Source organism: Halomonas sp. E19 (assembly GCF_052439355.1).
Lineage (GTDB): Bacteria > Pseudomonadota > Gammaproteobacteria > Pseudomonadales > Halomonadaceae > Halomonas.
This window is the reverse complement of record NZ_JBNFWU010000001.1, coordinates 318,502-341,832: the sequence shown is the minus strand read 5'-3', so window position 1 is coordinate 341,832 and position 23,331 is coordinate 318,502. Positions and strand designations below refer to the sequence as shown.

The following is a 23,331-nucleotide window of genomic DNA, read 5'->3' as shown; positions in this document are numbered from 1 at the left end:
ACGAAAGAAAAAGCCCGGCGGCGGGCTGGGTCCCCACTGCACCCGCCGCCGAGACAAGGACCACCGCAGTGGTCGCTCGGCAGACGACGACCCGACGCCTGCCGAAAAAGCAGCCTAGAACGTGCCGGCAGTGGCCGAACGCCGCTCAACGCTGCCCCAGGAGCCTGGTTCAGCTGCCCACTTCGTGGGCCGCCAGCGCTTCCAGCGCGCGCAGGATGCCGGCGTGGTCCCACTCCTCCCCGCCTTGGGCGGCACAGGCCTGGTACAGCTGCTGGGCATTGGCGGTGCCGGGCAGCGCCAGGTTGAGGCTGCGCGCACCTTCCAACGCCAGGTTGAGGTCCTTCTGGTGCAGCTTGATCTTGAAGCCAGGATCGAAGGTGCGCTTGATCATGCGCTCGCCGTGCACGTCGAGGATCTTCGACTGGGCCAGGCCGCCGAGCAGCGACTCGCGCACCTTGGCCACGTCGGCGCCCGCCTTCGAGGCGAACAGCAGGCCTTCGGCTACCGCTTCGATGGTGAGTGCCACCACGATCTGGTTGGCCACCTTGCAGGTCTGGCCGGCGCCGTGGCCGCCGATATGGGTGATGGTCTTGCCCATCACTTCAAGGATCGGCCGGGCGCGCTCGAAGCCCTCCTGGGTACCGCCCACCATGATGGTCAGCGCCGCGTTGATGGCACCGCCCTCGCCGCCGGAGACCGGCGCATCGACGTACTCGCCGCCGGCGTCATGGATGCGTTTGGCGAAGCCCTGGGTGGCGATGGGCGCGATGGAGCTCATGTCGATCACCAGGGTGCCCGGCTTGAGCCCTGCGGCAACCCCTTCCTCGCCAAACAGCACCTCTTCCACGTCGGGAGTATCGGGGACCATGGTGATGATCACCTCGGCCTGCTCGGCCACGGCGCGGGGGCTGTCGACCTCGCGCATGCCCTTGTCGGCCAGGGTGGCGTCCAGCGTGCCGCGCTTGACGGTGACGAGTTCGTGGCCGGCATCCAGCAGATGCCCCGCCATGGGGCGGCCCATGATGCCAAGGCCAATGAAACCGATCTTGCTCATGATGATTCTCCTTTCAGCTTGTCTTTGTCGTTGCAGCCTTGCCCGGCGGTTGTCGCATATGACGTTGCCACTCGGGGCTGACCCGTCGACAGGCCCCGGGGCGCCGGACCGACGAGGAGGCGCTGTGAACCCATCCCTGGGCGCTACTTTTGCCCTGCTTCGCTCTCGCATCCTGCTTCGCTTGCAGGACCGGTGCTGGCCATCCATGGCCAGCCCGTTCGGAGCAGTGCTCCTCACCCCTGGCAAAAGACCTCCTCTTCGGCCTGCCCCCGGCGCCCCTCGTCAAAAGGTCTGCGGCATTTTTCAGCCGCGGGCCTGATCCAGCCAGCCCAGCCCTTCACGGGTTGTCGTCTTCGGCTTGTACTCGCAGCCGATCCAGCCGTCGTAGCCCAGCCGGTCGAGATGGGCGAACAGGAACGGGTAGTGGATCTCGCCGGTGCCCGGCTCGTGGCGGCCTGGGGTGTCGGCGATCTGCACATGAGCGATGCGATCCAGGTGCTTCTCGAGGGTCGGCGCCAGATCGCCCTCCATGATCTGCATGTGGTAGATGTCGTACTGCAGCTTGAGGTTGGGGCTGCCCACCTCGTCGAAGATCGCCAGGGCCTGCTCGGTGCGGTTGAGGAAGAAGCCCGGGATGTCGCGGGTGTTGATCGGCTCGGCCAGCAGCAGGATGCCGGCGGCTTCGAGCTTCTCCGCCGCGTAGCGCAGGTTCTCCACCAGGGTGCGCCGCGCCTGCTCCAGGCTCACGCCCTGGGGCTGGATGCCGGCCAGGCAGTTGACCTGCTTGCAGCCGAGCACGGTGGCGTAGTCGATGGCCTTCTCCACGCCGGCACGAAACTCCTCGACCCGCTCCGGGTGGCAGGCGATGCCGCGCTCACCGGCAGCCCAGTCGCCGGCCGGCAGGTTGTGCAGCACCTGGGTCAGGCCGTGCTCGTCGAGCCGCGCCTTGAGCTCGACGGCGGAATAGTCATAGGGAAAGAGGTACTCGACGCCCTTGAAGCCGGCCTCGGCGGCGGCCTTGAAGCGGTTGAGGAAATCCTCCTCGGTGAACAGCATGCTGAGGTTAGCGGCAAACTTGGGCATAGTTGTCTCCTTGGTTCGTGGCCAGGGCTCCTGTGTCTGTCATACGGGGCTGATCCGGCCTGCCAATCAATCGAAACGATGAGTTCTCGCAGTTAAGTGAGTTGGGCGATAGAAGTCGGCGCATCCGCGCCCTCGTCGGCCAGGGCCTCGAACTCATTGATGGCATCGAGGTCGGTGCCCATGGCGATGTTGGTCACCCGCTCGAGGATCACCTCCACCACCACCGGCACACGATATTGCTTCATCAGCTCACGCGCTTCCTTCAGCGCCGGCGCGATCTCTTCGGGCCGGGTGACGCGCAGCGCCTTGCAGCCCAGCCCCTCCACCACCGAGACGTGATCGACGCCGTACTCGTTGATCTCCGGGCAGTTGATGTTCTCGAACGAGAGCTGCACGCAGTAATCCATGTCGAAGCCGCGCTGGGCCTGGCGAATCAGCCCCAGGTAGGAGTTATTCACCAGCACGTGGATGTAGGGCAGGTTGAACTGCGCGCCCACGGCCAGCTCCTCGATCATGAACTGGAAGTCGTAGTCGCCGGAGAGCGCCACCACTTCCGCGCTGGGGTCGGCCTTGCACACGCCAAGCGCAGCGGGAATGGTCCAGCCCAGCGGACCGGCCTGGCCGCAGTTGATCCAGTGGCGCGGCTTGTACACATGCAGGAACTGGGCGCCGGCGATCTGCGACAGGCCGATGGTACTGATATAGCGGGTATTCTTGCCGAATACCTTATTCATCTCCTCGTAGACCCGCTGCGGCTTCACCGGCACCTCATCGAAGTGGGTCTTGCGCAGCAGGGTGCGCTTGCGCTCCTGGCACGACTCGGCCCAGGCGCTGCGATCCTTGAGCGTACCCGCCGCCTTTCTCTCGCGGGCCAGTTCGACGAACAGTTCCAGCGCCGCCTTGGCATCGGAGACGATGCCGTAGTCGAGGCCGAAGATCCGCCCGATCTGGGTCGGCTCGATGTCGACATGAACGAATTTACGCCCCTTAGTGTAGGTCTCGAGGTTGCCGGTGTGACGGTTGGCCCAGCGGTTGCCGATGCCCATCACGAAGTCGGATTCGAGCAGCGTGGCGTTGCCATAACGGTGTGAGGTCTGCAGCCCGACCATGCCGGCCATCAGCGGGTGGTCATCGGGCAGAGTGCCCCAGCCCATCAGGGTGGGAATGACCGGCACGCCGGTGAGCTCGGCGAACTCCTGCAGCAGCGCGCTGGCGTCGGCGTTGATGATGCCGCCGCCGGCGACGATCAGCGGCCGCTCGGCCTCGTCGAGCATGGCCATGGCCTTCTCCGCCTGGGCGCGGGAGGCGCGCGGCTTGTAGGCCGGCAGCGGCTCGTAGGTGTCCGGGTCGAACTCGATCTCGCTCATCTGCACGTCGATGGGCAGGTCGATCAGCACCGGGCCCGGCCGTGACGAACGCATCAACTGGAAGGCCTGCTGGAAGGCGCGCGGCACCTGGGCCGGCTCCAGCACGGTGATCGCCCACTTGGTCACCGGCCCAGCGATGGCCTGGATGTCGACGGCCTGGAAGTCCTCCTTGTGCAGCCGGGAACGCGGCGCCTGGCCGGTGATGCAAAGGATCGGGATGGAGTCCGCGCTGGCCGAATAGAGCCCGGTGATCATGTCGGTGCCGGCGGGGCCGGAGGTACCGATGCACACGCCGATGTTGCCGGCCTGGGTGCGGGTGTAGCCCTCGGCCATGTGCGAGGCGCCCTCGACGTGGCGCGCCAGCACATGATCGATGCCGCCGATCTTGCGCAGGGCGGAGTAGAACGGATTGATGGCAGCGCCGGGCACACCGAAGGCAACATCGATGCCCTCTTTCCTGAGCACATGAACGGCGGCTTCTGCTGCGGTCATACGAGCCATGACGGACCCTCCGAGAGTGGCTAGTTTTGTTTTTGGAAATATTTTCTATATGCCGAGATTAGAAGCAGCCGCCCGCAGCGTCAAGCGCTTGTGGAAAATATTTTCATATATTTTATTCAGAGAAAAAACCCAAGCGCAATCAGACGCTTGGGTATGGATTAAAGCACTATTCTCAGCGCCAGCGGATGCTCGTCGCAGTTGTTGCCTTCACCGCCTCGGTCCACCACCAGGAACTCCCCTTCACGATCGAGCACCGACTGGATGGCGTGCCAGGTGCCGGCGCGATAGTTCACCCCTGGCGCCCGTCGGTGACGAAGGCGCGCACCTCGGTCGGATCGATGCTGTCGCCCGGCGGCGCCACCACGATCACGAAGCGCTCCTCGTGCAGCGGCATGAAGGCCTGGCTGCCCTGGGGGTGGCGTTCGAGGAAGTCGAGTTCCAGCGGGATCGACACCGGCTGGCTGACGAAGATACTGATCAGCGCCCTCGCCTGCTCGCCCAGGGTCTCGACCTTGGCCAGGTCGTGGTAGCGCCGGGTGCGTCCGGCGTTGATGTGAAAATAGTCCGCCGTGCGGGTGTCGATGACGTCACCGAAGGGCGCGAAGGCCTCAGGCGTCAGCGGCTCGGCTTTGAGTTCCAGCATGTTAGCCCCTCGAAATCAATCAGCAGTTAGCCCGTATCGCCGGGGCTGTTCCGGCGGCAGGCCCCGGAGCGCCGGACCGACGATGAGGCGCTGTGAACCCATCCCTGGGCGCTACTTTTGCCCTGCTTCGCTCTCGCATCCTGCTTCGCTTGCAGGACCAGTGCTGGCCATGGCCAGCCCGTTCGGAGCAGTGCTCCTCACCCCTGGCAAAAGACCTCCTCTCCGGCCTGCCCCCGGCGCCCCTAACGTCGCTGAGATCGGAAAACTCGGCAACGTTACTGCAAGCCCCCTGTGTCTCAGCGAGTCCCCAGCCGCAGCGCCGCGTGACGGTTCACGTCCTTGTACAGCAGGTAGCGGAACGGCCCCGGCCCCCGGCGTAGCACGCCTGCGGGCAGAAGGCGCGCAGCCACATGAAATCGCCCGCCTCGACCTCGACCCAGTCCTGGTTGAGATGGTAGACCGCCTTGCCCTCGAGCACGTAGAGGCCGTGCTCCATGACGTGGGTCTCGTCGAAGGGGATCACCGCCCCGGGCTGGAAGGTGACGATGTTGACGTGCATGTCGTGACGCACATCGGCCGGATCGACGAAGCGCGTAGTAGCCCAGCGACCGTCGGTTTCGGGCATCTCGTTGGGCGCGATGTCGTTCTCGTTGACCACGAAGGCCGGCGGCACCTCAATGCCCTCGACGAATTCGTAGGCCTTGCGCACCCAGTGGAAGCGCACCGGCGCCTTGGATTCATTGCGCAGCTGCCAGTGGCAGCCCGGCGGCAGGAAGGCGTAGCCGCCCGGCACCATCTCGTGGCGCTCGCCGGCGATGGTCAGGGTCATCTCGCCTTCCACCACGAACAGCACGCCCTCGGCACCGGGGTCGAGCTCGGGCTTCTCGCTGCCGCCGCCCGGCCCCACCTCCATGATGTACTGGGAGAAGGTCTCGGCGAAGCCTGAAAGCGGGCGCGCCAGGACCCACAGCCGAGTCTGCTCCCAGAACGGCAGGTTGCTGGTGACGATATCGCGCATCACGCCCTTGGGAATGAAGGCGTAAGCCTCGGTGAACACCGCCCGGTCGGAGAGCAGCTGAGTCTGGGGTGGATGCCCGCCATGGGGGGCGTAATAGGTGCGTTGGCTCATTAGGGGTCCTGCTGGTCAGTAAACGGTTCAGGAACTTCCGCGTAGCATACGATCCGGATCTGGCGACCCGGCAGCGTCGGGGTGGAACGGCCCGATAACGCAGCGAGAGGCGCCGGGAACAGGCCGAAGAGGGGATCCGATGCCATGGATGGCATCGGTAGCGCCCAGGAAGGGGTCACAGCGCCCCCTCGCAGGCCTGTTGACGGATCAGCCTCGAGCGGTGCCCGGCTGCGACATTGATCATGTCAGCGCCCCGGTGCCGGATGATGTTCCATCCAGTGCCTGGCGATATCCACACGGCGCGTCACCCACACCCGATCATGGGCTTCGATATGGTCGAGGAAGCGCTGCAGGGCGCGGAAGCGGCCGGGGCGGCCGAGCAGCCGGCAGTGCATGCCCACCGAGAGCATCTTGGGCGACTCCTCGCCTTCCGCGTAGAGCACGTCGAAGGCGTCGCGCAGGTAGGTGAAGAAGTGGTCGGCGGTGTTGAAGCCCTGGGGCGCGGCGAAGCGCATGTCGTTGCTGTCCAGGGTATAGGGCACGATCAGGTGATCGTGCTCCGCACCCTGGCTGTCGGCCACACGGGTCCAGAACGGCAGGTCGTCGCCGTAGTAGTCGCTGTCATAGAGGAAGCCGCCCTCATCGAGCACCAGGCGCCGGGTGTTGGGGCTGTCGCGGCCGGTGTACCAGCCTTGGGGTTTCTCGCCGTAGAGGCGCTGGAAGATCTCCATGGCGCGCTGCAGATGCTCGCGCTCGACGTGCTCGGGCACCTCCTGGTAGTGAATCCAGCGGTAGCCATGACAGGCGATCTCGTGGCCCAGCTCCTTGAACGCCTGAGCCACCTCCGGATGACGCTCCAAGGCCATGGCCACACCGAACACCGTCAGCGGCAGGCCGCGGCGCTCGAATTCACGCAGGATGCGCCACACGCCGGCCCGTGAGCCGTACTCGTAGATCGACTCCATGCTCAGGTGGCGATCGGGATAGGCGGCGGCACCGATGATCTCGGAGAGGAACTGCTCGGAGCCTGCGTCGCCGTGCAGTACGCAGTTCTCGCCGCCCTCTTCATAGTTGAGCACAAACTGAACGGCGATTCTGGCTCGCCCCGGCCAGTTGGCATGAGGCGGATTGCGGCCGTAGCCGACCAGATCGCGGGGGTAATCACGGCTGATGCTCATCTGCGCTTCCTCTTTGTTCTTGACCTTGCGCCGCGGCTTTCCAGGGGAGTGCAACAAAACTGGCGGAGTCAAATGTATACAATATAGAAAATAGACTGTATCCATCATTCTTGCAATATCCGCCACACCTCCGCTTGACGAAGCATGCTGGTGCGACTGAAGACCGAGAGGTACCCAGCGAAACAAGCGGCAACTCGGTCTCGCCTTTTTTGTATACAAAAAAACTGGCCATGGCAACCACTGACCGCACCTGACTCGCCGGGTGAGAGCGCCATAGCGTCAAGAAGAAAGCCTGCCAAGAAGGATAGCTACCAAGAAGACGTCACCTTGGGCAGGTGCGCTGCCAGAAGCAGCGATGTGAAGGTGGTTAGAAGCGGTATCGCAAGATCGCAGCATAAATTGTATACATTTCATGAAGAGACAAGCATCCAATGCGGCCTTTCCTGCCAGCAGTACTACCTAAGTCTAAACACAGAAATTACTGAAACAACCCCACAAGAAAAACATAAATATCTGATTTAAAACCAATAAAACACAGTCGTGACGGTGCCAACATGGCGCTTGCGTTCAGCGTCTGACAAGCCTATTTTGTGTACAAAGATATTTTTAATTGTCCACGAAAAAGGAATTCCCATGCGCCTGCGCATTATCAACCCCAATACCACGGCCGCCATGACTCGCAAGATCGGCGAGGCGGCCCAGCGTGTGGCTTCCCCGGCACACAGATAGTCGCCACCCAGCCCGCCGACGGCCCCGTCTCCATCGAAAGCCATTTCGACGAAGCCATCAGCGCCGTAGGGGTGCTTGAGGAGGTGCTGGCAGGAGAGAAGGAAGGCACCGATGCCTATGTGATCGCGTGCTTCGGCGACCCCGGCCTGCTGGCGGCACGCGAACTGACCCGCGCTCCGGTAATAGGTATTGCCGAGGCAGCCTTTCACATGGCCAGCCTGATCAGCACGCGCTTTTCGGTGGTCACCACCCTGTCGCGCACCGGCATCATCGCCGAACACCTGCTGGAGCAGTACGGCTTCCGTCATCACTGTCGCCGCGTTCGGGCCGCCGAGATACCCGTTCTCGACCTGGAGGAGAACGGCGCCACAGCGCTATCGCGCATCATCGACGAATGCCAGCGCGCCCGTGACGAGGACGGCATCGGCACCATCGTGCTGGGCTGCGGCGGCATGGCCGACCTGACCGACACCCTGTCGCGGGAAGTGGGCCTGCCTGTGATCGAGGGCGTCACGGCGGCGGTGAAGCTGGCCGAAGCCCTGGTCGGGCTGGGACTTGGCACCAGCAAGCAGGGGATCTGGCCTTCCCGCGCCCCAAACCCTTCAGTGGCTGCTTTGAACGCTATTCCCACTTGACGCCCTAGCCAGGCGCCATTTCCCAACCACCCCCAACAACAACAAACCGCATCAGCACGTCATGCCGCAAAAGCCCAGCGCACCGGGTATCAACACAACACCGAGCAACGACTTGCGAGGATAGAGCCATGCAACACCACACCCCTCAAAGTAACGCAGCCGAGCCGCTGGCTGCCGCCACCGCCGCTGCAGCGGGCGCCACCAAGGCCCCGGGCGAAGAATCGCTGGCGCCCCAACAGACCCGCATCATGGGGCGCACCTCCTACTTCCTGGCCTGGTTCGGCGGCTGTGTCTCCATCGGCACCTTTGCCATGGGCTCCAGCGTGGTGGGCACGCTGAACCTGATTCAGGCGACCCTGGCCATCGCCATCGGCTGCTTCGTGATCGGGGTCGCACTGGCCATCAATGGCGCCGCCGGCTACAAGTACGGCATTCCCTTCATGGTGCAGGCCCGCAGTGCGTTCGGCTTCGCCGGCACGCGCATTCCCGGCCTGGTACGGGCGGTGCCGGCGGTAGTGTGGTACGGCTTCCAGAGCTGGATCGGCGCCGGTGCGCTGAACATGGTGTCAGCCACCCTGTTTGGCTTCGACAATCTGATCTTCTACTTCATCGCCTTCCAGTTCCTGCAGATCGGCCTGTCGGTGATGGGCTTCCAGGGCATCAAGTGGCTGGAAAACATCGGCAGCGTCTTCATTCTCGCCTCGCTGACCTACATGTTCTACGCCACGGTGCAGCGCTACGGCGACGAGCTCTCGGCCAACCTGCTGACCATGGAAGGCTCGTGGGGCATGCCGTTCTGGGGGCCACCATGCTGTTCCTCGGCATCTACAGCACCATGATGCTCAACGTCAGCGACTACTCACGTGAGCACAAGCACGGCACCCGCCCCAGCCTCCTGACCACCATCTATGCCATGTCGATCCTGCCCTGCACCCTGTTCATGGGCCTGATCGGCTACATGGTCTCCGAGGCCACCGGCACCGCCGACCCCATCCAGGTGTTTGCCAACGCGGTGGACAACACCCCGCTGCTGATGACCACGCTGCTGTTCATCGCCTTCGCCCAGGTCACCACCAACGTGCTCAACAACGTGGTGCCGCCCACCTACGTGCTAATGGACGTGTTCAAGTTCAAGTTCGCCACCTCCACGGTGATCGTCGGCCTGCTGGCCTTCGCCACCTTCCCTGGAAGCTGGTGCAGCCCGAATCCGCTGCCGGCCTGCAGCTCTTCGTGCAGACCTACTCCGCCTTCCTCGGCCCGATCTTCGCCATCCTGGTGGTGGACTACTACCTGATCCGCCGCCGCACGCTGGACCTCGGCAAGCTCTATGACGAGACCGGCCCCTATCAGGGCGTCAACTACGCCGCGCTCATCGCCACCCTGGTGGGCATCGCCGCCGCCCTCACCTTCTCCGCCGTCTCCTGGTACGCCAGCCTGATCCCGGCCGGCCTGACCTACTATCTGCTGATGAAGCACTGGGCCCCCTGCCAGCGCTTCCGTCAGTGATTCCCTGCGTCCCCGCCCGGCAGCTGCCGGGCGGGATCTATCGCTCCTGCACCTCGATGCGCTGCCATCTCTTTGCCACTCGCCCATAATCTCGTGGAGGCTCCACCCCATGCCCCAGGCTCGATTGCACTCCTCACGCCTCAAACTGGCCACCTGTTGCCTGCTGGGCGTCTTTCTTGCGACGCCGCTTGCACAGGCCAATCAAGATGCAACGAATCAGGCGACGAACGGTTCATCTCCAGTGAAGACCATCGCTCTGATCAATCCCAACTCCAACACCGAGTCCACCAGATCGATGGCCGACCTTGCCAGACTGGAAACCAGGGGGTCGCAGAAGTGGTGGAGAGAACCAACAGGGACGCCCCACCCCTGCTCACGACACCCCAGGATATGATTGATGCCGCCCCCGGGGTTGTAACGCTGGGCGTCGAAGCCGCCAGGGATCACAACGTTGCCGCCATTATCGTCTCGGCCTTCAGTGATCCCGGGCTCGAGGAGCTGCGGGAAAGCGTCGATATCCCGGTGTTCGGCATCGGAGAGGAAGTCTTCCATGAGGCGGCGCGGGACAACAGGGTGTTCGGCATCGTGACCGTCACGCCCGACGAGGCATTGATCGAATCCTTCAGGCAAAAAGCCGCCTCCCTGGGCTACGAGCAGCTTTATCGCGGCGTCAGGGTGACCCCGGGTGATCCAACCGAGCTGGTCCAGTCACCCGACAAGCTCGATGCCGCCCTCGCCGAGGCAGTGAAGGAGTCTGTTGAAGAAGACGGAGCCCAGGCGGTGATCATGGGTGGTGGCCCGCTCTCTGCCTCGGCACTCCGGCTCCAGCCACAGTTCGATGTTCCCCTGGTCGTGGCCGTCAAGGCCGCGGCCCGTGCAGCGGTCGAGGCCATTCAGACCGCGGAGTGACCGCCTCCGGTCGGCGGCAGTTGCCAGCGGCGCCTGAGTACTGGCCGCACTGACTCAAGACCCGGGCCAATGGCCCGGGTCTTGCATTTGGGAAGTCCGCGCGCGTGATCAGCCGCCGAAGATGCTATGCAGGTCCGGCGCCTCCTCCTCCTCCTCGACGATGGAGAGCGACGCCTCGATGGCCTTGAGATGACGGCTCATGAAGGCGGCCGCCCGCTCGCCGTTGCCCGCCTCCAGGTAGCCGATCAGGTCGTCGTGGTCGTGGGACTCGCAGCCCAGGTGCCCGGCGCTGCCATAGACGGCGAGGATCAGCGAGGAGCGTGAGCAGAGCTGTCCGACAAAGGCCGCCAGGGTGGCATTGCCAGAAAGCTGGGCCAGGCGCTCGTGGAAGGCGGCAGAGAGCTTGATGGCCCGGCTCTGCTCGCCCGACCTCAGCGCCTCGCGCTCGCTGCGTGCCATCTCACGCAGCTCCTCCACGTCGGCGGCGGTGATCTGGCGCGCCACCTCAGGCATCAGCCCGCACTCCACCATCTGGCGTGCATCGAACACATCCTTGGCTTCGTCGGCGGTAGGCCGCGTGACGCTGGCACCGCGCCGTGGCGTCAGCGTCACCAGCTGCTCCAGCGCCAGGCGCTGCAGGATCTTGCGCACCCCGGTGCGGCTGATGCCGAACACCTCGGCCAGGGCGTCCTCGCGCAGACGAGCCCCGGGCTTCAGGCGATGTTCGATGATGGCATCGCTGATGGTGCGATAGATCGCCTCATGGCGTTCGGCCCCATCCCCGTTTTTGCCCAGGCGCCGAGGCTTTGCCTTGCTCGGGTCGCCTTCGGCCAGGCGCTGCCGCTGGTTCATGATCCCCTCCTAGTCCGTCTCTCGGCTCATTGTATACGCTTCGACGCCAGACTATCGAACCAAAGACAGCGCCCTCGGCCCACCGTAAGGCGGCGCCGAGGGCGGCAGGGTCATGCCGTTGGAGCTACGGTCATTGCTGCCAGGCAGCGATCTCCTCACGTTCTTCGTCGGTCATGCCGGTCATGTTGCCCAGCGGCATGTAGCGGCTGCTCACCACCTGCTGGATCTGCGGCTTCTGCAGCAGGATTTGATCCCAGCTGTCGTAGGTGACACCGGCGGGCGGCGCGGCGAAGCCGGGCTGGGTCGGCTGGCGAGAATGACAGGCCACGCAATGCTGCTCGATCAACGACTGCACCCGCTCCTGGCTCGGCGCCTCGGCCATGCCGTCCCCGGTCGGCGCCCGCTGCGTGGGGGCCGCCAGCCAGAACGCGACCAGGATCAATGCCACCCCGGCGACCGGGTAGGCCGGCTGGATCTTGCCGGCGTGCATCAGCACGAAGAACTGGCGGATCAGGGCGCCGGCAAAGATGAACAACGACATCAGCACCCAGGCGTATTCATGGCTGTACACGAAGGAGTAGTGGTTGCTGATCATCAGCAGCACTACCGGCAGCGTGAAATAGGTGTTGTGCACCGAACGCTGCTTGCCGCGCTTGCCGTCGAGCGGATTGGGCTGTTCGCCGGCCTTCATCGCGTTGACCATGCGCCGCTGGCCGGGGATGATCCAGAAGAAGACGTTGGCCGACATGGCGGTTGCCATGACCGCACCGGTGAGCAGGAAGGCCGCGCGTCCCGAGAACATCTGCACGCTGAGATAGGCCACCACTACCATCAGCACCGCCACCGCCAGGCTGAGTACGCCGTCACGTTCCATGTTGGGGCTGATGCGCTTGCACAGCTCGTTGTAGACCACCCAACCACCCAGCAGGAAGACCAGCGCCAGCACATTGGCCTGCCAGCCGCTCATGTTGGCGGCCCACTCCCAGGGGCTGTTGGGATTGACCAGGTAGAAGCCGGGATTGGTCATGTACAGCAGCACGAACAGGGCGAAACCGGAAAGCCAGGTGGTATAGGACTTCCAGAATGACCAGTGCAGGTCTTCGGGAAGCCGGGCCGGCGCCGTGGCGTACTTCTGGTTATGGTAGAAGCCACCCCCATGAACCGCCCACATCTCGCCGAAGACGCCTTTCTTGCGGCAAGCCTCCTCCTTAGGCGTCTTGAGGCCGTTGTCCAGCATCACGAAATAGATCGACTCACCGATCCAGGCAATCGCCGCGATGACGTGCAACCACCGCAGCATGAAATTGACGAATTCCAGCAGGTACGCTTGCATTGAGGAGCTCTCGTTCAGTGTTGTTGTTCAGCGGCCCGTGGCCGAGGGGCACGTCGGCTCAGCTCCGGCCTAGCTGCCACGATAGGTAGAGTACCCATACGGTGAGAGCAGCAGCGGCACGTGGTAGTGCTGCGACGCATCGGACACGCCGAAGCGCAGCGGGATCACATTGAGAAACAGCGGCTCGCTTGCCGCCACGCCCTGCGCGCGCAGGTAGTCGCCGGCATGGAACACCAGCTCATATTCGCCAGCCTGGAAGTCCTCGCCCTCCAGGATGGGGGCATCGCAGCGGCCATCCTCATTGGTCGTGACCGTCTTCAGCGGCGTGCGCCGCTCGCCTTCCAGGCGCAGGACCTCGATGCGAATGCCCTGGCCGGGTCGGCCCTGCGCGGTATCCAGTACATGGGTGGTAAGTCGTCCCATCTCGTCGCTCCTGTGTGTGATGCTCATAGGCCAGCTGAGGGCGTCCGGCGTGCACCGGACGCTCCTTCCGATTCATGAGAACAGTTTTAGCGCTTTCGGTAGTACATTTCAAAATTTTTTTGTATACACTTTCAAGAGCAACATCCATCACCGCTACCACGGAGCTACCCGATGCCCGACAACATCCTCACGCCTCGCCCCAGCACCCTCGACCGCACTACTTTCGTGTCCCGCTTCGGTGATATCTATGAACATTCGCCCTGGGTGGCCGAGCTGACCTGGGAGCGCGGGCTGACACCCGAGCACGACACCCCTGAGGGCCTGGCCAAGGCCATGGGCCATACCCTGCGAATCGCGCCGCCAGAACGCCAACTGGAAGTCATTCGCGCCCACCCCGACCTGGCCGGCAAGGCGGCCATCGCCGGTGAGCTGACCGACGATTCGACCCGTGAGCAGGCCGGCGCAGGGCTGGATCAATGCTCACCGGAGGAAATGGCACGCTTCGAGCAGCTCAATGCCGCCTATAAAGAGAAGTTCGAGTTCCCGTTCATCATGGCGGTGAAGGGCAGCGACCGGTACGCGATTCTTGCCGCCTTCGAGGCGCGCCTGGTAAACGACCGGGAGGAGGAGCGCCGCACCGCCATCGAGCAGATCAACCGGATCGCCCGCTTTCGCCTGGACGATCGCGCTTCATCCTGATCGCTACGTCAGCGCCGCCCGCTCGGCGCTGTCGTTGCCTCCGGCTTCGCCCCCGCTGCCCTTCCATTCCGATTTCGCGGCACCTTCCGGCTGGCTTCCGTCTCACCGACCTCAGACTCACGCATATCAGGCTCTCTATGCACACGGAGAGCGCCCACCTTCCCGGCCAAGCGGCCCTTTAGATATGACCAAACGGTCAAAATAACGCCATCAAGCTGTTGTTTTTATTGTAATCTTCCTAGTGAGAGACAAAAATAACCGTAAATTGTCTTTTAAATAAAGGTCAATTGTGTACATTAATTTCCCAGCGTGCGCACATCTCGCCACGCTAAGACAACACCAAGACAACAACAACTCGAGAGCCTGACCATGACCGACGCTGGACCCGTTTCTCAGCCCGCCAAACCCTCTCGTACCGTCAACCAGAACCCGGACGCCATGCCGCCGCTGGGCAAGGCGATTCCGCTGGGCATCCAACACATCATGGCGATGTTTGCCGGCAACGTGACGCCACCAATCATCATCGCCGGCGTCATCGGCGCCACCACCGGCGAACAGATCTTCCTGATTCAGGTGGCTCTGTTCGTGGCGGGCATCGCCACCCTGATCCAGACCATCGGCATGGGCCCCATCGGCGCCCGCCTGCCCATCGTGCAGGGCACCAGCTTCGGCTTCCTGCCGGTGGCGCTGCCGCTGGCCGGCACCTTCGGCCTCCCCGCCGTACTGGGCGCCTCCTTGGTCGCCGGCATGCTGCAGGTGGGGTTGGGGGCCTTTCTGAAGAAGATTCGCCACTGGTTTTCGCCGGTCGTGACCGGCATCGTAGTGCTGCTGATCGGCATCACCCTGATGCCGGTGGGCCTCAACTATGCCGCAGGCGGCGTGGGGGCCGATGACTTCGCCTCGCCCACCAACCTTGGCCTGGCCTTGTTTGTGCTGGTGGTCACCATCGTCGTGCATCAGTTCGGCCGCGGCTTCCTCAAGGCCGCCTCCATCCTGGTGGGCCTGGTGAGCGGCTACCTGGTAGCCATCGCGCTGGGCATGGTCGACTTCTCCAGCGTCGCCAACGCCGCCTGGTTCTCCGTTCCCAGGCCGCTGCAGTACGGCATGGAATTCCAGCTGACCGCCATCATCGGCATGACGCTGATCATGTTCGTGGTGGGGCTCGAGACAATCGGCAATATCTCCGCCATCACCATCGGCGGCGCCGGTCGCCAGGCCAAGGACCGCGAACTCTCCGGGGGCGTGATGGCCGATGGCGTGGCGACGTCGTTCGCCGCGGTATTCAATACGCTGCCCAATACCGCCTATGCCCAGAACGTGGGCCTGATCACCCTGACCGGCGTGGTCAGCCGCCACGTGGTGACCATCGGCGGCATCCTGCTGATCTGCATGGGCCTGTTCCCCAAGCTGGGCGGCCTGGTCGCGGCCATGCCCCATGCCGTACTGGGCGGCGCCGGCGTGGTGATGTTCGGCATGATCGCCTCGGCCGGGCTCAAGATCATCCAGGAGTGCGAGCTCAACCAGCGCGCCATGCTGATCATCGCCGTGGCCATGAGCCTGGGCATCGGCCTGCCGGCGGTGGAGGCCATCGCCGAGACCATGCCCGGCCAGGCCGGCCTGCTGCTGAAGTCGGGCCTGGTGCCGGCAGCCCTCGCCGCGCTGCTGCTGGATGCGGTTCTGCCGGGCAAGCCGCAGCGGAAAATGCCTGAAGAGTCGCTGGCCAAGGGCAAGGAGACGCATTCCAACGCCTGAACACAAGGCCGGCCGAGATTGCTCGGCCGGCCCACTTCCCGCTTTCCACTGGCTTGCTTCCTGCCTCGCTCTTCGCTGCACTTGCTTCCCGCTGCACTTGCTTCCCGCTGCACTTGCCTCACGCTTGCTCGAACCACCTGCCGCTGCACCCGTCCCACGGCCTTGGCGAGGCTACACTGGTGACGACACCGTCCACATAGCGAGGAAGCGACATGTTTCGCAATCGCCAGGACGCCGCCGAGCAGTTGGCATCGCGTCTTGCCCACCTACAGGGAAGCCATCCGCTGATTCTCGCCATCCCCCGCGGCGGCGTGCCGATGGGCCGCTGCCTGGCCGACGCACTGGACGGTGAGCTCGACGTGGTGCTGGTACGCAAGGTCGGCGCCCCGGGCAGCCCCGAATTCGCGATAGGCGCCATCAGTGAAGACGGCACCCTGAAGCTCGACGAGGCGGCATCGCACTTCCCGCCGGAGGCCATCGAACGCGAAGCCGAGCGACAGCGACAGCTGATCGCGACGCGCCGTCGGCGCTACACGCCAGTTCGGGCCCCGATTGCCCCGGAGGGCCGCGTGGTAGTGGTAGTCGATGACGGCAGCGCCACCGGCGCCACCATGGAAGCCGCCCTGCGAACCCTGCAGGGGCGAGCGCAGCGCCTGATCGCGGCATTGGGCACCGCCTCGCCCAGCGCCTTGGCGCGCCTCGCCGCGCTGGCCGACGAGGTGGTCTGCCTGGAGGCGCCCGAGCGCTTCATGTCGGTGGGTGAGTTCTACGCGGACTTCAGCCAGGTGGAAGAGGACGAGGTCCTGGCCCTGCTGCGGGGGTGACGTCAGGCCGACGACAAAAACAAGGGCCATCGCCGACGACGGCGATGGCCCTTGGGTTCCGCGCTGCCCGCTTTACTGGCTGCTGGCGCTCTTCAGGTTCTGCTCGGCCAGCTTCTGGCCCCGCTGCAGGAATTCCTGGTTCAGGTCGACGACCTTCTTGGTGTCGCCCTGCAGACGCTCGCCAAACTCTTTGGCAGCTTTCTGCTGGGACTCGACGACCTTCTTCAGGCTGTCAGCGTCCTTGACGTCGAGCCAGCTGCGCGCCTGGGCGATACCGATTTCGCTGTAGCTACGGAAGATCTCGAACTGTGCAGAGAGAAGCTTCTCGTAGTATTCCAGCGTCAGCGAACCGTAGGCGCGAACCGGCGTGGAGAAGAAGGCTTCGAACTGCTGCTGGGTTTTCTCTTGGGTCTTGCTCATGGGTCACCTCCAGGGTTGCAATGCAAGGCGTGAAGGGCCTTGTTGCATTGCAGCATAGCAAGGAGGTTTGTGCGGCGCAACATTTTTATTGCGATGCAGCATTGTGCCCCGCGTCGCTACCGCTGACCGAACAGGTGCCGCCTTGCCTCATCGTCGATGGGCTCTCCCGCCTGGGGGTTGACCTCCTCGGCAAGTGCGTAGGCACGCACCACGGCCGGGCGCCTCGCCATCTGCTGGAACCAGCGCTCCAGGCTGGGAAACTCCTCGAGATCCTGGCCCTGGCGCTCGTGCGGCACGATCCACGGGTAGATGGCCATGTCCGCGATGGAGTAGGCATCGCCGCCGACGAACTCATGGTCGTCGAGCCGCCGGTCAAGCACACCGTAGAGCCGTGAGGTCTCGTTCATGTAGCGCTGGATGGCGTACTCGATCTTCTTCGGTGCGTAGTGGCGGAAGTGGTGGTTCTGCCCGGCCATGGGGCCAAGCCCACCCATCTGCCAATGCAGCCACTGCAGCACGACGTAGCGCTCCCGGCCCGACGCCGGTAGAAACTGGCCGCACTTGTCGGCGAGGTATTCCAGGATCGCGCCGGATTCGAACAGCGCCAGCGGCCGCCGCCGTCGGCGGGCGCGCGGTCGAGGATGGCCGGTATCCGGTTGTTGGGCGCGACCTCGAGGAACTCGGGCAGGAACTGCTCGCCGCGGCCGATGTTGACGGGGCGCAGCTGGTAATCAAGCCCCGCCTCTTCGAGAAAGAGCGTGACCTTGTGCCCGTTGGGCGTCGTCCAGTAGTAGAGCTCGATCATCTTTCCCTCCCGGCCCGCCTCAGCGGTAGGCGCCTTCGATGTCGGAGATGCGCATGGCCTGGCGCCCCAGCCCGTCGTAGGCGTCCAACATGCGTTCGATCCAGCCGTAGACCGGGTCGGCGTTCGATACCAGGTCGGCCGTGGAGACCACCCGCGCCCACATGAAGCTGCCGAACACGAGGTAGTCGGCCCCGGCGGGCGCATCGCCGTCCAGGTAGTCCGACTCCTTCAGGCAGCCGCGCAGCGGCTCGAGGGCGGCGTCGAGCTGGGCCAGGCCCTTGGCCGGGGAGTGGAACTCCTCCAGGGTGCGGCCGAAGCGCTGCTCGCGCGAGCTGCGGAAGTAGTCGCGATCCTTGGGATGAATGGCATTGAGCAGGTCCATGACGATGGTGCGCAGCATGGCGGGTTGCAGCGAGCGCTCGGTGTAGTGCTTGAAGAAGCGGGCCCGCGCCGCGGCAAGCCCGTCGCCCAGCAGCGGGCGCTCGGGGTAGGTGCGGTCGAGGTGGCGCAGGATCTCGTAGCTGTCGGTCACGGTGGTGTCGCCGTCGACCAGCACCGGCACCTTGTCATGGTCGGCAAAGGCCAGCGCCTGCTTGTCGGTGAAGTACCAGGGGCGGGTCTCCACGTCGAGGCCCTTGTGGGCCAGGGCATAGCGCACTCGCCAGCAGTAAGGAGAGAACCGCAGCGCCTCATCGATCCCGCACAGTTCGTAGAGCACCCTCGCCATGTCGTTCTCCTGCATCCGTGGATGTTAATGAACCGATAGTGCCAGCCTTTCGGCCAGGTTGCCAATGGCTCGACCCAACGCGCTGAAAGCCGCGGCAAGGCTGTCCATTAGTCTAATTCGAGGCTATCACTGGAAACATTTTCCATTAAAATAATGGCGGCATGGGCTTGTTTTTTCGATAAAAAGCGAAATGGCAACCCCTCGCCAGGCGATATTAGATTGGTCATACCAATTACCCAAGGATGGCAAGTTTTCCACGCACTCCGTATCGTTCCGTTCCATCGACGGCGCTCAGGTCAGCCTCTCCTGCCGGCCGCTGCTCGACACCCTGCCCAACAAAAGCCTAGAGGTACGTTACATGACAGAGACGACGCTAGCTCTGCTCGCTTTCACGCCGTTGATACTGGCCGGCGTCTTGCTGATCGGTTTCCGTATGGCCGCCAAGACGGCCATGCCTATCGTCTACCTGGTCACTGCGCTGATCGCCCTGCTGGCCTGGGAGATGAGCTTCAACCGAGTGCTGGCCTCAACCCTGCAGGGTCTGATCCTGACGGTATCGATCCTGTGGATCATCTTCGGGGCCATCCTGCTGCTCAACACGCTCAAGCATTCGGGCGGCATCACGGCGATCCGTAACGGCTTCTCGGGAATCAGTCCCGACCGCCGCGTGCAGGCGATCATCGTCGCCTGGCTGTTCGGCTGCTTCATCGAGGGCGCCTCGGGCTTCGGCACGCCGGCGGCCGTGGCGGCCCCGCTGATGGTGGCGCTGGGCTTCCCGGCGCTCTCCGCCGTGGTGGTGGGCATGATGATCCAGTCCACGCCGGTCTCCTTCGGCGCCGTGGGCACACCCATCGTGGTCGGCGTGACCGGCGGCATCAACTCGGCAGGCATCACCGCCGAGCTGGAAGCCGGCGGCTACACCTGGCTCGAGTACTTCCGCCTGATTTCGGCCGAAGTCGCCATCATCCACGGTATCGCCGGCATCCTGATGCCGCTGATCATGGTGGTGATCATGGTCCGCTTCTTCGGTGCCAACAAATCTTGGAAGGAAGGTCTGTCGATCGCCCCCTTCGCCATCTTCGCCGGTGTCGCCTTCGTGGTGCCCTACGTGCTGGCGGGCGTGCTGCTGGGTCCGGAATTCCCGTCGATGATTGGCGCCATGGTCGGCCTGGCCATCGTCGTGCCTGCCGCACGCCGCGGCTTCCTGATTCCCAAGGACACCTGGGACTTCCCGGAGCGCAAGTCCTGGCCGGACGAGTGGATCGGCAAGCTCGAGATCAAACTGGATGACATCGCCGGCAAGGCGCCGATCTCCACCTTCATGGGCTGGCTCCCTATGTGCTGCTGGCCCTGTTCCTGGTAGCGTCGCGCACCGTCGAGCCGCTGCGTCAGGCGCTCAACGCCTGGACCTTCGGCTGGAGCAACATCCTCGGTGAAGCCGGCGTTTCCGGCAGCATCGCCCCGCTCTACCTGCCCGGCGGCATCCTGCTGATGGTGGTGCTGGTCACCGCGCTGCTGCACCGCATGCGCCTGGGTGAACTCAAGGCGGCCTTCGGCGAGTCCTCCAAGACCATCCTGGGTGCCGGCTTCGTGCTGATCTTCACCATCCCCATGGTGCGGATCCTGATCAACTCCGGCGTCAACGCAGCGGACCTGGTCTCCATGCCGGTGGCCATGGCGCAGCTGGTGGCCGACAGCGTGGGCGACGTCTATCCGTTCTTCGCGCCTGCCGTGGGTGCGCTGGGTGCCTTCATCGCCGGTTCCAATACCGTGTCGAACCTGATGCTGGCCGAGTTCCAGTTCAACGTGGCCCAGGCTCTCGGTGTCTCCACCGCGATGATGGTGGCGCTGCAGGCGGTGGGTGCCGCGGCGGGCAACATGATTGCCATTCACAACGTGGTGGCCGCCTCGGCAACCGTAGGCCTGCTGGGTCGTGAAGGCATCACCATCCGCAAGACCATCCTGCCGACGCTCTACTACCTGGTTGTCACCGGCCTCGTCGCCATGATCGCCTTCTACGTGATCGGCGTGACCGACCCGCTGATGGAAGTGGCGCAGACAGAGCCGGCCGCGACCGAGCAGGTATCGGAGCCGCCGGTGGAAGACGTGGGCGTGGGCGTGGCGGATGACGCCGCCGAGGCGCCCGAGGCCCAAGCCGAGCTCGGGGAAGAAGAGGCCGAGCTCGAACAGGAGTAAGCCAGCCTCGCTATGCTGCACGAAGCCGCCCCGGGTTCCCCGGGGGCGGCTTCGTTGGTAGAGGGCTCCGTGTGCGAGGCGAAGTCGCAGCGCATCACTCCCACTCACCAAGGCGCATGGCCGAGCGTTCCAGGCGCTCATCCTCGGCCTCGATCTCGCGCAGCTGCGCCTCGATGCCGGTCAGGTGGTCCAGTGCCGCGCGCCTTGCCGCCTGGGGCTTGCCCTCCATCACCGCACGATAGAGCCGGGCGTGCTGGCGATTGATCATCTGCCGCGGCGCCTCGCGGTGATAGAGGTTCTTCACCGAAGCGAATACCGAACTGAGCAGCAGGTCGGTGAGCGACTGCAGCGTATGTACCAGCACCGGGTTGTGCGAAGCCTGGCAGATCGCCAGGTGAAAAGCGTGGTCGAGGTGGGCCAGCCGCTCGACGTCGACACCTTCGCGGTTCACCACGTAGTCGGCCATCGCCTCGTAGCGGCGCTGGATCAGCACCCGGTCGGCCGGCGTGGCCCGCTCCGCCGCGAGCCGGGCTGACTCGCCCTCGAGCAACGCGCGCACCTCCAGCAGGTCGAACAGGGTGCGCGGGTGGTCGCGAAACAGGTGCATCAGCGGGCTGTCGTCGCGCCCCGGCACCAGCGCCGCTACCGCCGAGCCGCGGCCCTGGCGGGTGGCGATGATGCCCTTGCTGCGCAGCACCCGCAGCCCCTCGCGCAGCGAGGTGCGCGACACGCCCAGCCGCTCGCACAGCCGGCGCTCCGAGGGCAGCAGCTGGCCCGGGCGAAACACGCCGTCGAGGATCAGCTGCTCGAGGCGCGCCGCCACCGCATCGGGGGTGCGCGTCGGCAGGACGTGGTCGTTCTCCGGGGGCATGCTTCCTCCTTGCATGACGAGCCGCCTTGACGGGCGCAGGCGAGCCCGACATGGTGTATCATGAAAACTATTTCCAATATAGTAATCAACAACTGGTCATACCAGTAGACCGCAGACTGGACAGCCTTGCCGGCTGAGCGCAAATTGGCGTTTGCACAACGCTACCTGCCGCCAAGACTCGCAACGAGGCGCCTGCATGAACATCCTCTACGACGAACGACTCGACGGCCCGGCGCCGACGCTGGACCGGGCCGCCATTCGCGACAGCCTGACTCAGGCCGTGCCGGGCATGACCCTGCTGCACCGGGAAGAGGACATGCGTCCCTTCGAGTGCGACGGGCTCTCCGTCTACCGTACCCTGCCGCTGCTGGTGGCACTGCCCGATTCGCTGGAGCAGGTTCAGAAGCTGCTGGTGGCCTGCCATCGCCTCGGCGTGCCGGTGGTGACCCGCGGCGCCGGCACCGGCCTCTCCGCCGGCGCCCTGCCGCTGGAGCACGGCGTGCTGCTGGTGATGTCACGCTTCTCGCGCATTCTCGAGATCGACCCCGAGGCGCGCATCGCCCGGGTCGAGCCCGGCGTGCGCAACCTGGCCATCTCCGAGGCCGCCTCGCCCTACGGGCTCTACTACGCCCCGGACCCCTCGTCGCAGATCGCCTGCTCCATCGGCGGCAACGTGGCCGAGAACGCCGGCGGCGTGCACTGCCTGAAGTACGGCCTCACCGTGCACAACGTGACCAAGGTCGAGATCCTCACCATCGAAGGCGAGCGCATGACGCTGGGCAGCGATGCGCTGGACGCCCCCGGCTTCGACCTGCTGGCGCTGTTCAACGGCTCCGAGGGCATGCTCGGCGTGGTCACCGAGATCACCGTCAAGCTGCTGCCCAAGCCCGAAGTGGCCAAGGTGCTGATGGCCAGCTTCGACGACGTGGAGAAGGCCGGCAACGCGGTGGGCGCCATCATCGCCGCCGGCATCATTCCCGGCGGCCTGGAGATGATGGACAAGCTGGCCATCATCGCCGCCGAGGACTTCATCGGCGCCGGCTACCCGGTGGACGCCGAAGCGATCCTGCTGTGCGAGCTCGACGGCGTCGAGGCCGACGTCGACGACGACTGCGAAACCGTGCGCCGGGTGCTGGAAAAGGCCGGTGCCACCGGCATCCGCCAGGCCCGCGACGACGCCGAGCGCGCCCGGTTCTGGGCCGGACGCAAGAATGCCTTCCCCGCGGTGGGCCGCATGTCGCCCGACTACTACTGCATGGACGGCACCATCCCGCGCCGCGAGCTGGCGCGGGTGCTCAAGGGCATCAGCGACCTCTCCGAGCGCTACGGCCTGAAGGTGGCCAACGTCTTCCACGCCGGCGACGGCAACATGCACCCGCTGATCCTGTTCGATGCCAACCGCGAGGGCGAGCTGGCGGTGGCCGAGGCGCTGGGCGGCGAGATCCTCGAGCTGTGCGTCGAGGTGGGCGGCACCATCACCGGCGAACACGGCGTCGGCCGCGAGAAGATCAACCAGATGTGCGCCCAGTTCCGCCCCGACGAGCTGGCCACCTTCCGCGCCGCCAAGGCCGCCTTCGACCCGAGCGACCTGCTCAACCCGGGCAAGAACATCCCCACCCCGGCGCGCTGTTCGGAATTCCGCACTATCAAGAGCGCGGCAGCCGACAGCGCCCCGGCCGCACCGCAGGGCTGACT

Annotated in this window: 15 protein-coding genes and 6 pseudogenes; 8 read left to right on the top strand and 13 right to left on the bottom strand. The window is 64.7% G+C overall.

From position 1 onward, the window contains the following. Window positions 1-169: 169 nt before the first annotated feature. From ACUDAL_RS01865 to puuE, 6 genes and pseudogenes are all read right to left on the bottom strand, one after another. A complete protein-coding gene (locus ACUDAL_RS01865) occupies window positions 170-1,054 on the bottom strand; it encodes a 2-hydroxy-3-oxopropionate reductase (protein ID WP_444676930.1) in 885 nt (294 codons plus the stop codon). A gap of 303 nt (window positions 1,055-1,357) precedes the next feature. After that, the gene (gene hyi / locus ACUDAL_RS01860; protein ID WP_444676929.1) at window positions 1,358-2,137 is read right to left on the bottom strand and encodes a hydroxypyruvate isomerase; all 780 of its coding nucleotides are present in this window, start codon (window positions 2,135-2,137) and stop codon (window positions 1,358-1,360) included. Window positions 2,138-2,229: 92 nt separating this feature from the next. Beyond that, window positions 2,230-4,005, bottom strand: a complete 1,776-nt coding sequence (gene gcl, locus ACUDAL_RS01855; RefSeq protein WP_444676928.1) for a glyoxylate carboligase — start codon at window positions 4,003-4,005, stop codon at window positions 2,230-2,232. 158 nt (window positions 4,006-4,163) lie between these two features. Next, window positions 4,164-4,648 (bottom strand): annotated as a pseudogene (locus tag ACUDAL_RS01850) (ureidoglycolate lyase). Between the two features lie 296 nt (window positions 4,649-4,944). After that, window positions 4,945-5,777 (bottom strand): annotated as a pseudogene (locus ACUDAL_RS01845) (bifunctional allantoicase/(S)-ureidoglycine aminohydrolase). Between the two features lie 245 nt (window positions 5,778-6,022). Beyond that, on the bottom strand, window positions 6,023-6,955 hold the full coding sequence (gene puuE / locus ACUDAL_RS01840; RefSeq protein ID WP_444676927.1) for an allantoinase PuuE: 933 nt from the start codon (window positions 6,953-6,955) through the stop codon (window positions 6,023-6,025). Between the two features lie 633 nt (window positions 6,956-7,588). Here puuE and ACUDAL_RS01835 point away from each other — a divergent pair. The 3 genes and pseudogenes from ACUDAL_RS01835 (at window position 7,589) to ACUDAL_RS01825 (ending at window position 10,734) form a co-directional block, all read left to right on the top strand. Further along, window positions 7,589-8,327: pseudogene (locus ACUDAL_RS01835) on the top strand (aspartate/glutamate racemase family protein). A 159-nt stretch (window positions 8,328-8,486) separates the two neighbouring features. After that, window positions 8,487-9,825: pseudogene (locus tag ACUDAL_RS01830) on the top strand (NCS1 family transporter). Between the two features lie 93 nt (window positions 9,826-9,918). Then, window positions 9,919-10,734, top strand: coding sequence for an aspartate/glutamate racemase family protein (locus ACUDAL_RS01825; protein ID WP_444676926.1), 816 nt, complete (start codon window positions 9,919-9,921; stop codon window positions 10,732-10,734). Window positions 10,735-10,842: 108 nt separating this feature from the next. On the opposite strand, the gene ACUDAL_RS01820 is transcribed toward ACUDAL_RS01825, so the two are convergent. From ACUDAL_RS01820 to uraH, 3 genes are all read right to left on the bottom strand, one after another. Then, window positions 10,843-11,586 carry a GntR family transcriptional regulator gene (locus tag ACUDAL_RS01820; RefSeq protein WP_444676925.1) on the bottom strand — a complete coding sequence of 248 codons (744 nt, stop codon included), beginning with the start codon at window positions 11,584-11,586 and terminating at the stop codon, window positions 10,843-10,845. 130 nt (window positions 11,587-11,716) lie between these two features. Next, entirely contained in the window at window positions 11,717-12,919 is a 1,203-nt protein-coding gene (locus ACUDAL_RS01815; RefSeq protein ID WP_444676924.1) for a urate hydroxylase PuuD, read from the bottom strand. A 69-nt stretch (window positions 12,920-12,988) separates the two neighbouring features. Beyond that, window positions 12,989-13,342 carry a hydroxyisourate hydrolase gene (uraH, locus tag ACUDAL_RS01810; RefSeq protein WP_444676923.1) on the bottom strand — a complete coding sequence of 118 codons (354 nt, stop codon included), beginning with the start codon at window positions 13,340-13,342 and terminating at the stop codon, window positions 12,989-12,991. Window positions 13,343-13,513: 171 nt separating this feature from the next. Here uraH and uraD point away from each other — a divergent pair, with 171 nt between their 5' ends. From uraD to ACUDAL_RS01795, 3 genes are all read left to right on the top strand, one after another. Then, window positions 13,514-14,041 (top strand): 2-oxo-4-hydroxy-4-carboxy-5-ureidoimidazoline decarboxylase, encoded by a 528-nt coding sequence (gene uraD / locus ACUDAL_RS01805; protein WP_444676922.1) that lies wholly within the window; start codon window positions 13,514-13,516, stop codon window positions 14,039-14,041. 369 nt (window positions 14,042-14,410) lie between these two features. After that, entirely contained in the window at window positions 14,411-15,793 is a 1,383-nt protein-coding gene (locus ACUDAL_RS01800) for a uracil-xanthine permease family protein (protein WP_444676921.1), read from the top strand. Between the two features lie 212 nt (window positions 15,794-16,005). Further along, window positions 16,006-16,617 carry a phosphoribosyltransferase gene (locus tag ACUDAL_RS01795; RefSeq protein ID WP_444676920.1) on the top strand — a complete coding sequence of 204 codons (612 nt, stop codon included), beginning with the start codon at window positions 16,006-16,008 and terminating at the stop codon, window positions 16,615-16,617. Between the two features lie 72 nt (window positions 16,618-16,689). Here ACUDAL_RS01795 and ACUDAL_RS01790 read toward each other — a convergent pair whose 3' ends face one another. From ACUDAL_RS01790 to ACUDAL_RS01780, 3 genes and pseudogenes are all read right to left on the bottom strand, one after another. Then, on the bottom strand, window positions 16,690-17,037 hold the full coding sequence (locus tag ACUDAL_RS01790) for a phasin family protein (protein ID WP_444676919.1): 348 nt from the start codon (window positions 17,035-17,037) through the stop codon (window positions 16,690-16,692). A 116-nt stretch (window positions 17,038-17,153) separates the two neighbouring features. Further along, window positions 17,154-17,842: pseudogene (locus ACUDAL_RS01785) on the bottom strand (glutathione binding-like protein). Window positions 17,843-17,861: 19 nt separating this feature from the next. Then, window positions 17,862-18,569 carry a glutathione S-transferase N-terminal domain-containing protein gene (locus ACUDAL_RS01780; RefSeq protein WP_444676918.1) on the bottom strand — a complete coding sequence of 236 codons (708 nt, stop codon included), beginning with the start codon at window positions 18,567-18,569 and terminating at the stop codon, window positions 17,862-17,864. Between the two features lie 358 nt (window positions 18,570-18,927). Between ACUDAL_RS01780 and ACUDAL_RS01775 the strand changes: the two are divergent. Then, window positions 18,928-20,765 (top strand): annotated as a pseudogene (locus ACUDAL_RS01775) (L-lactate permease). Window positions 20,766-20,859: 94 nt separating this feature from the next. Here ACUDAL_RS01775 and glcC read toward each other — a convergent pair. Further along, window positions 20,860-21,636, bottom strand: coding sequence for a transcriptional regulator GlcC (gene glcC / locus ACUDAL_RS01770; RefSeq protein ID WP_444676917.1), 777 nt, complete (start codon window positions 21,634-21,636; stop codon window positions 20,860-20,862). Window positions 21,637-21,832: 196 nt separating this feature from the next. On the opposite strand from glcC, the gene glcD reads away from it, so the two are divergent. Continuing rightward, window positions 21,833-23,329, top strand: a complete 1,497-nt coding sequence (gene glcD, locus ACUDAL_RS01765) for a glycolate oxidase subunit GlcD (protein WP_444676916.1) — start codon at window positions 21,833-21,835, stop codon at window positions 23,327-23,329. The last annotated feature ends 2 nt before the right edge of the window (window positions 23,330-23,331 follow it).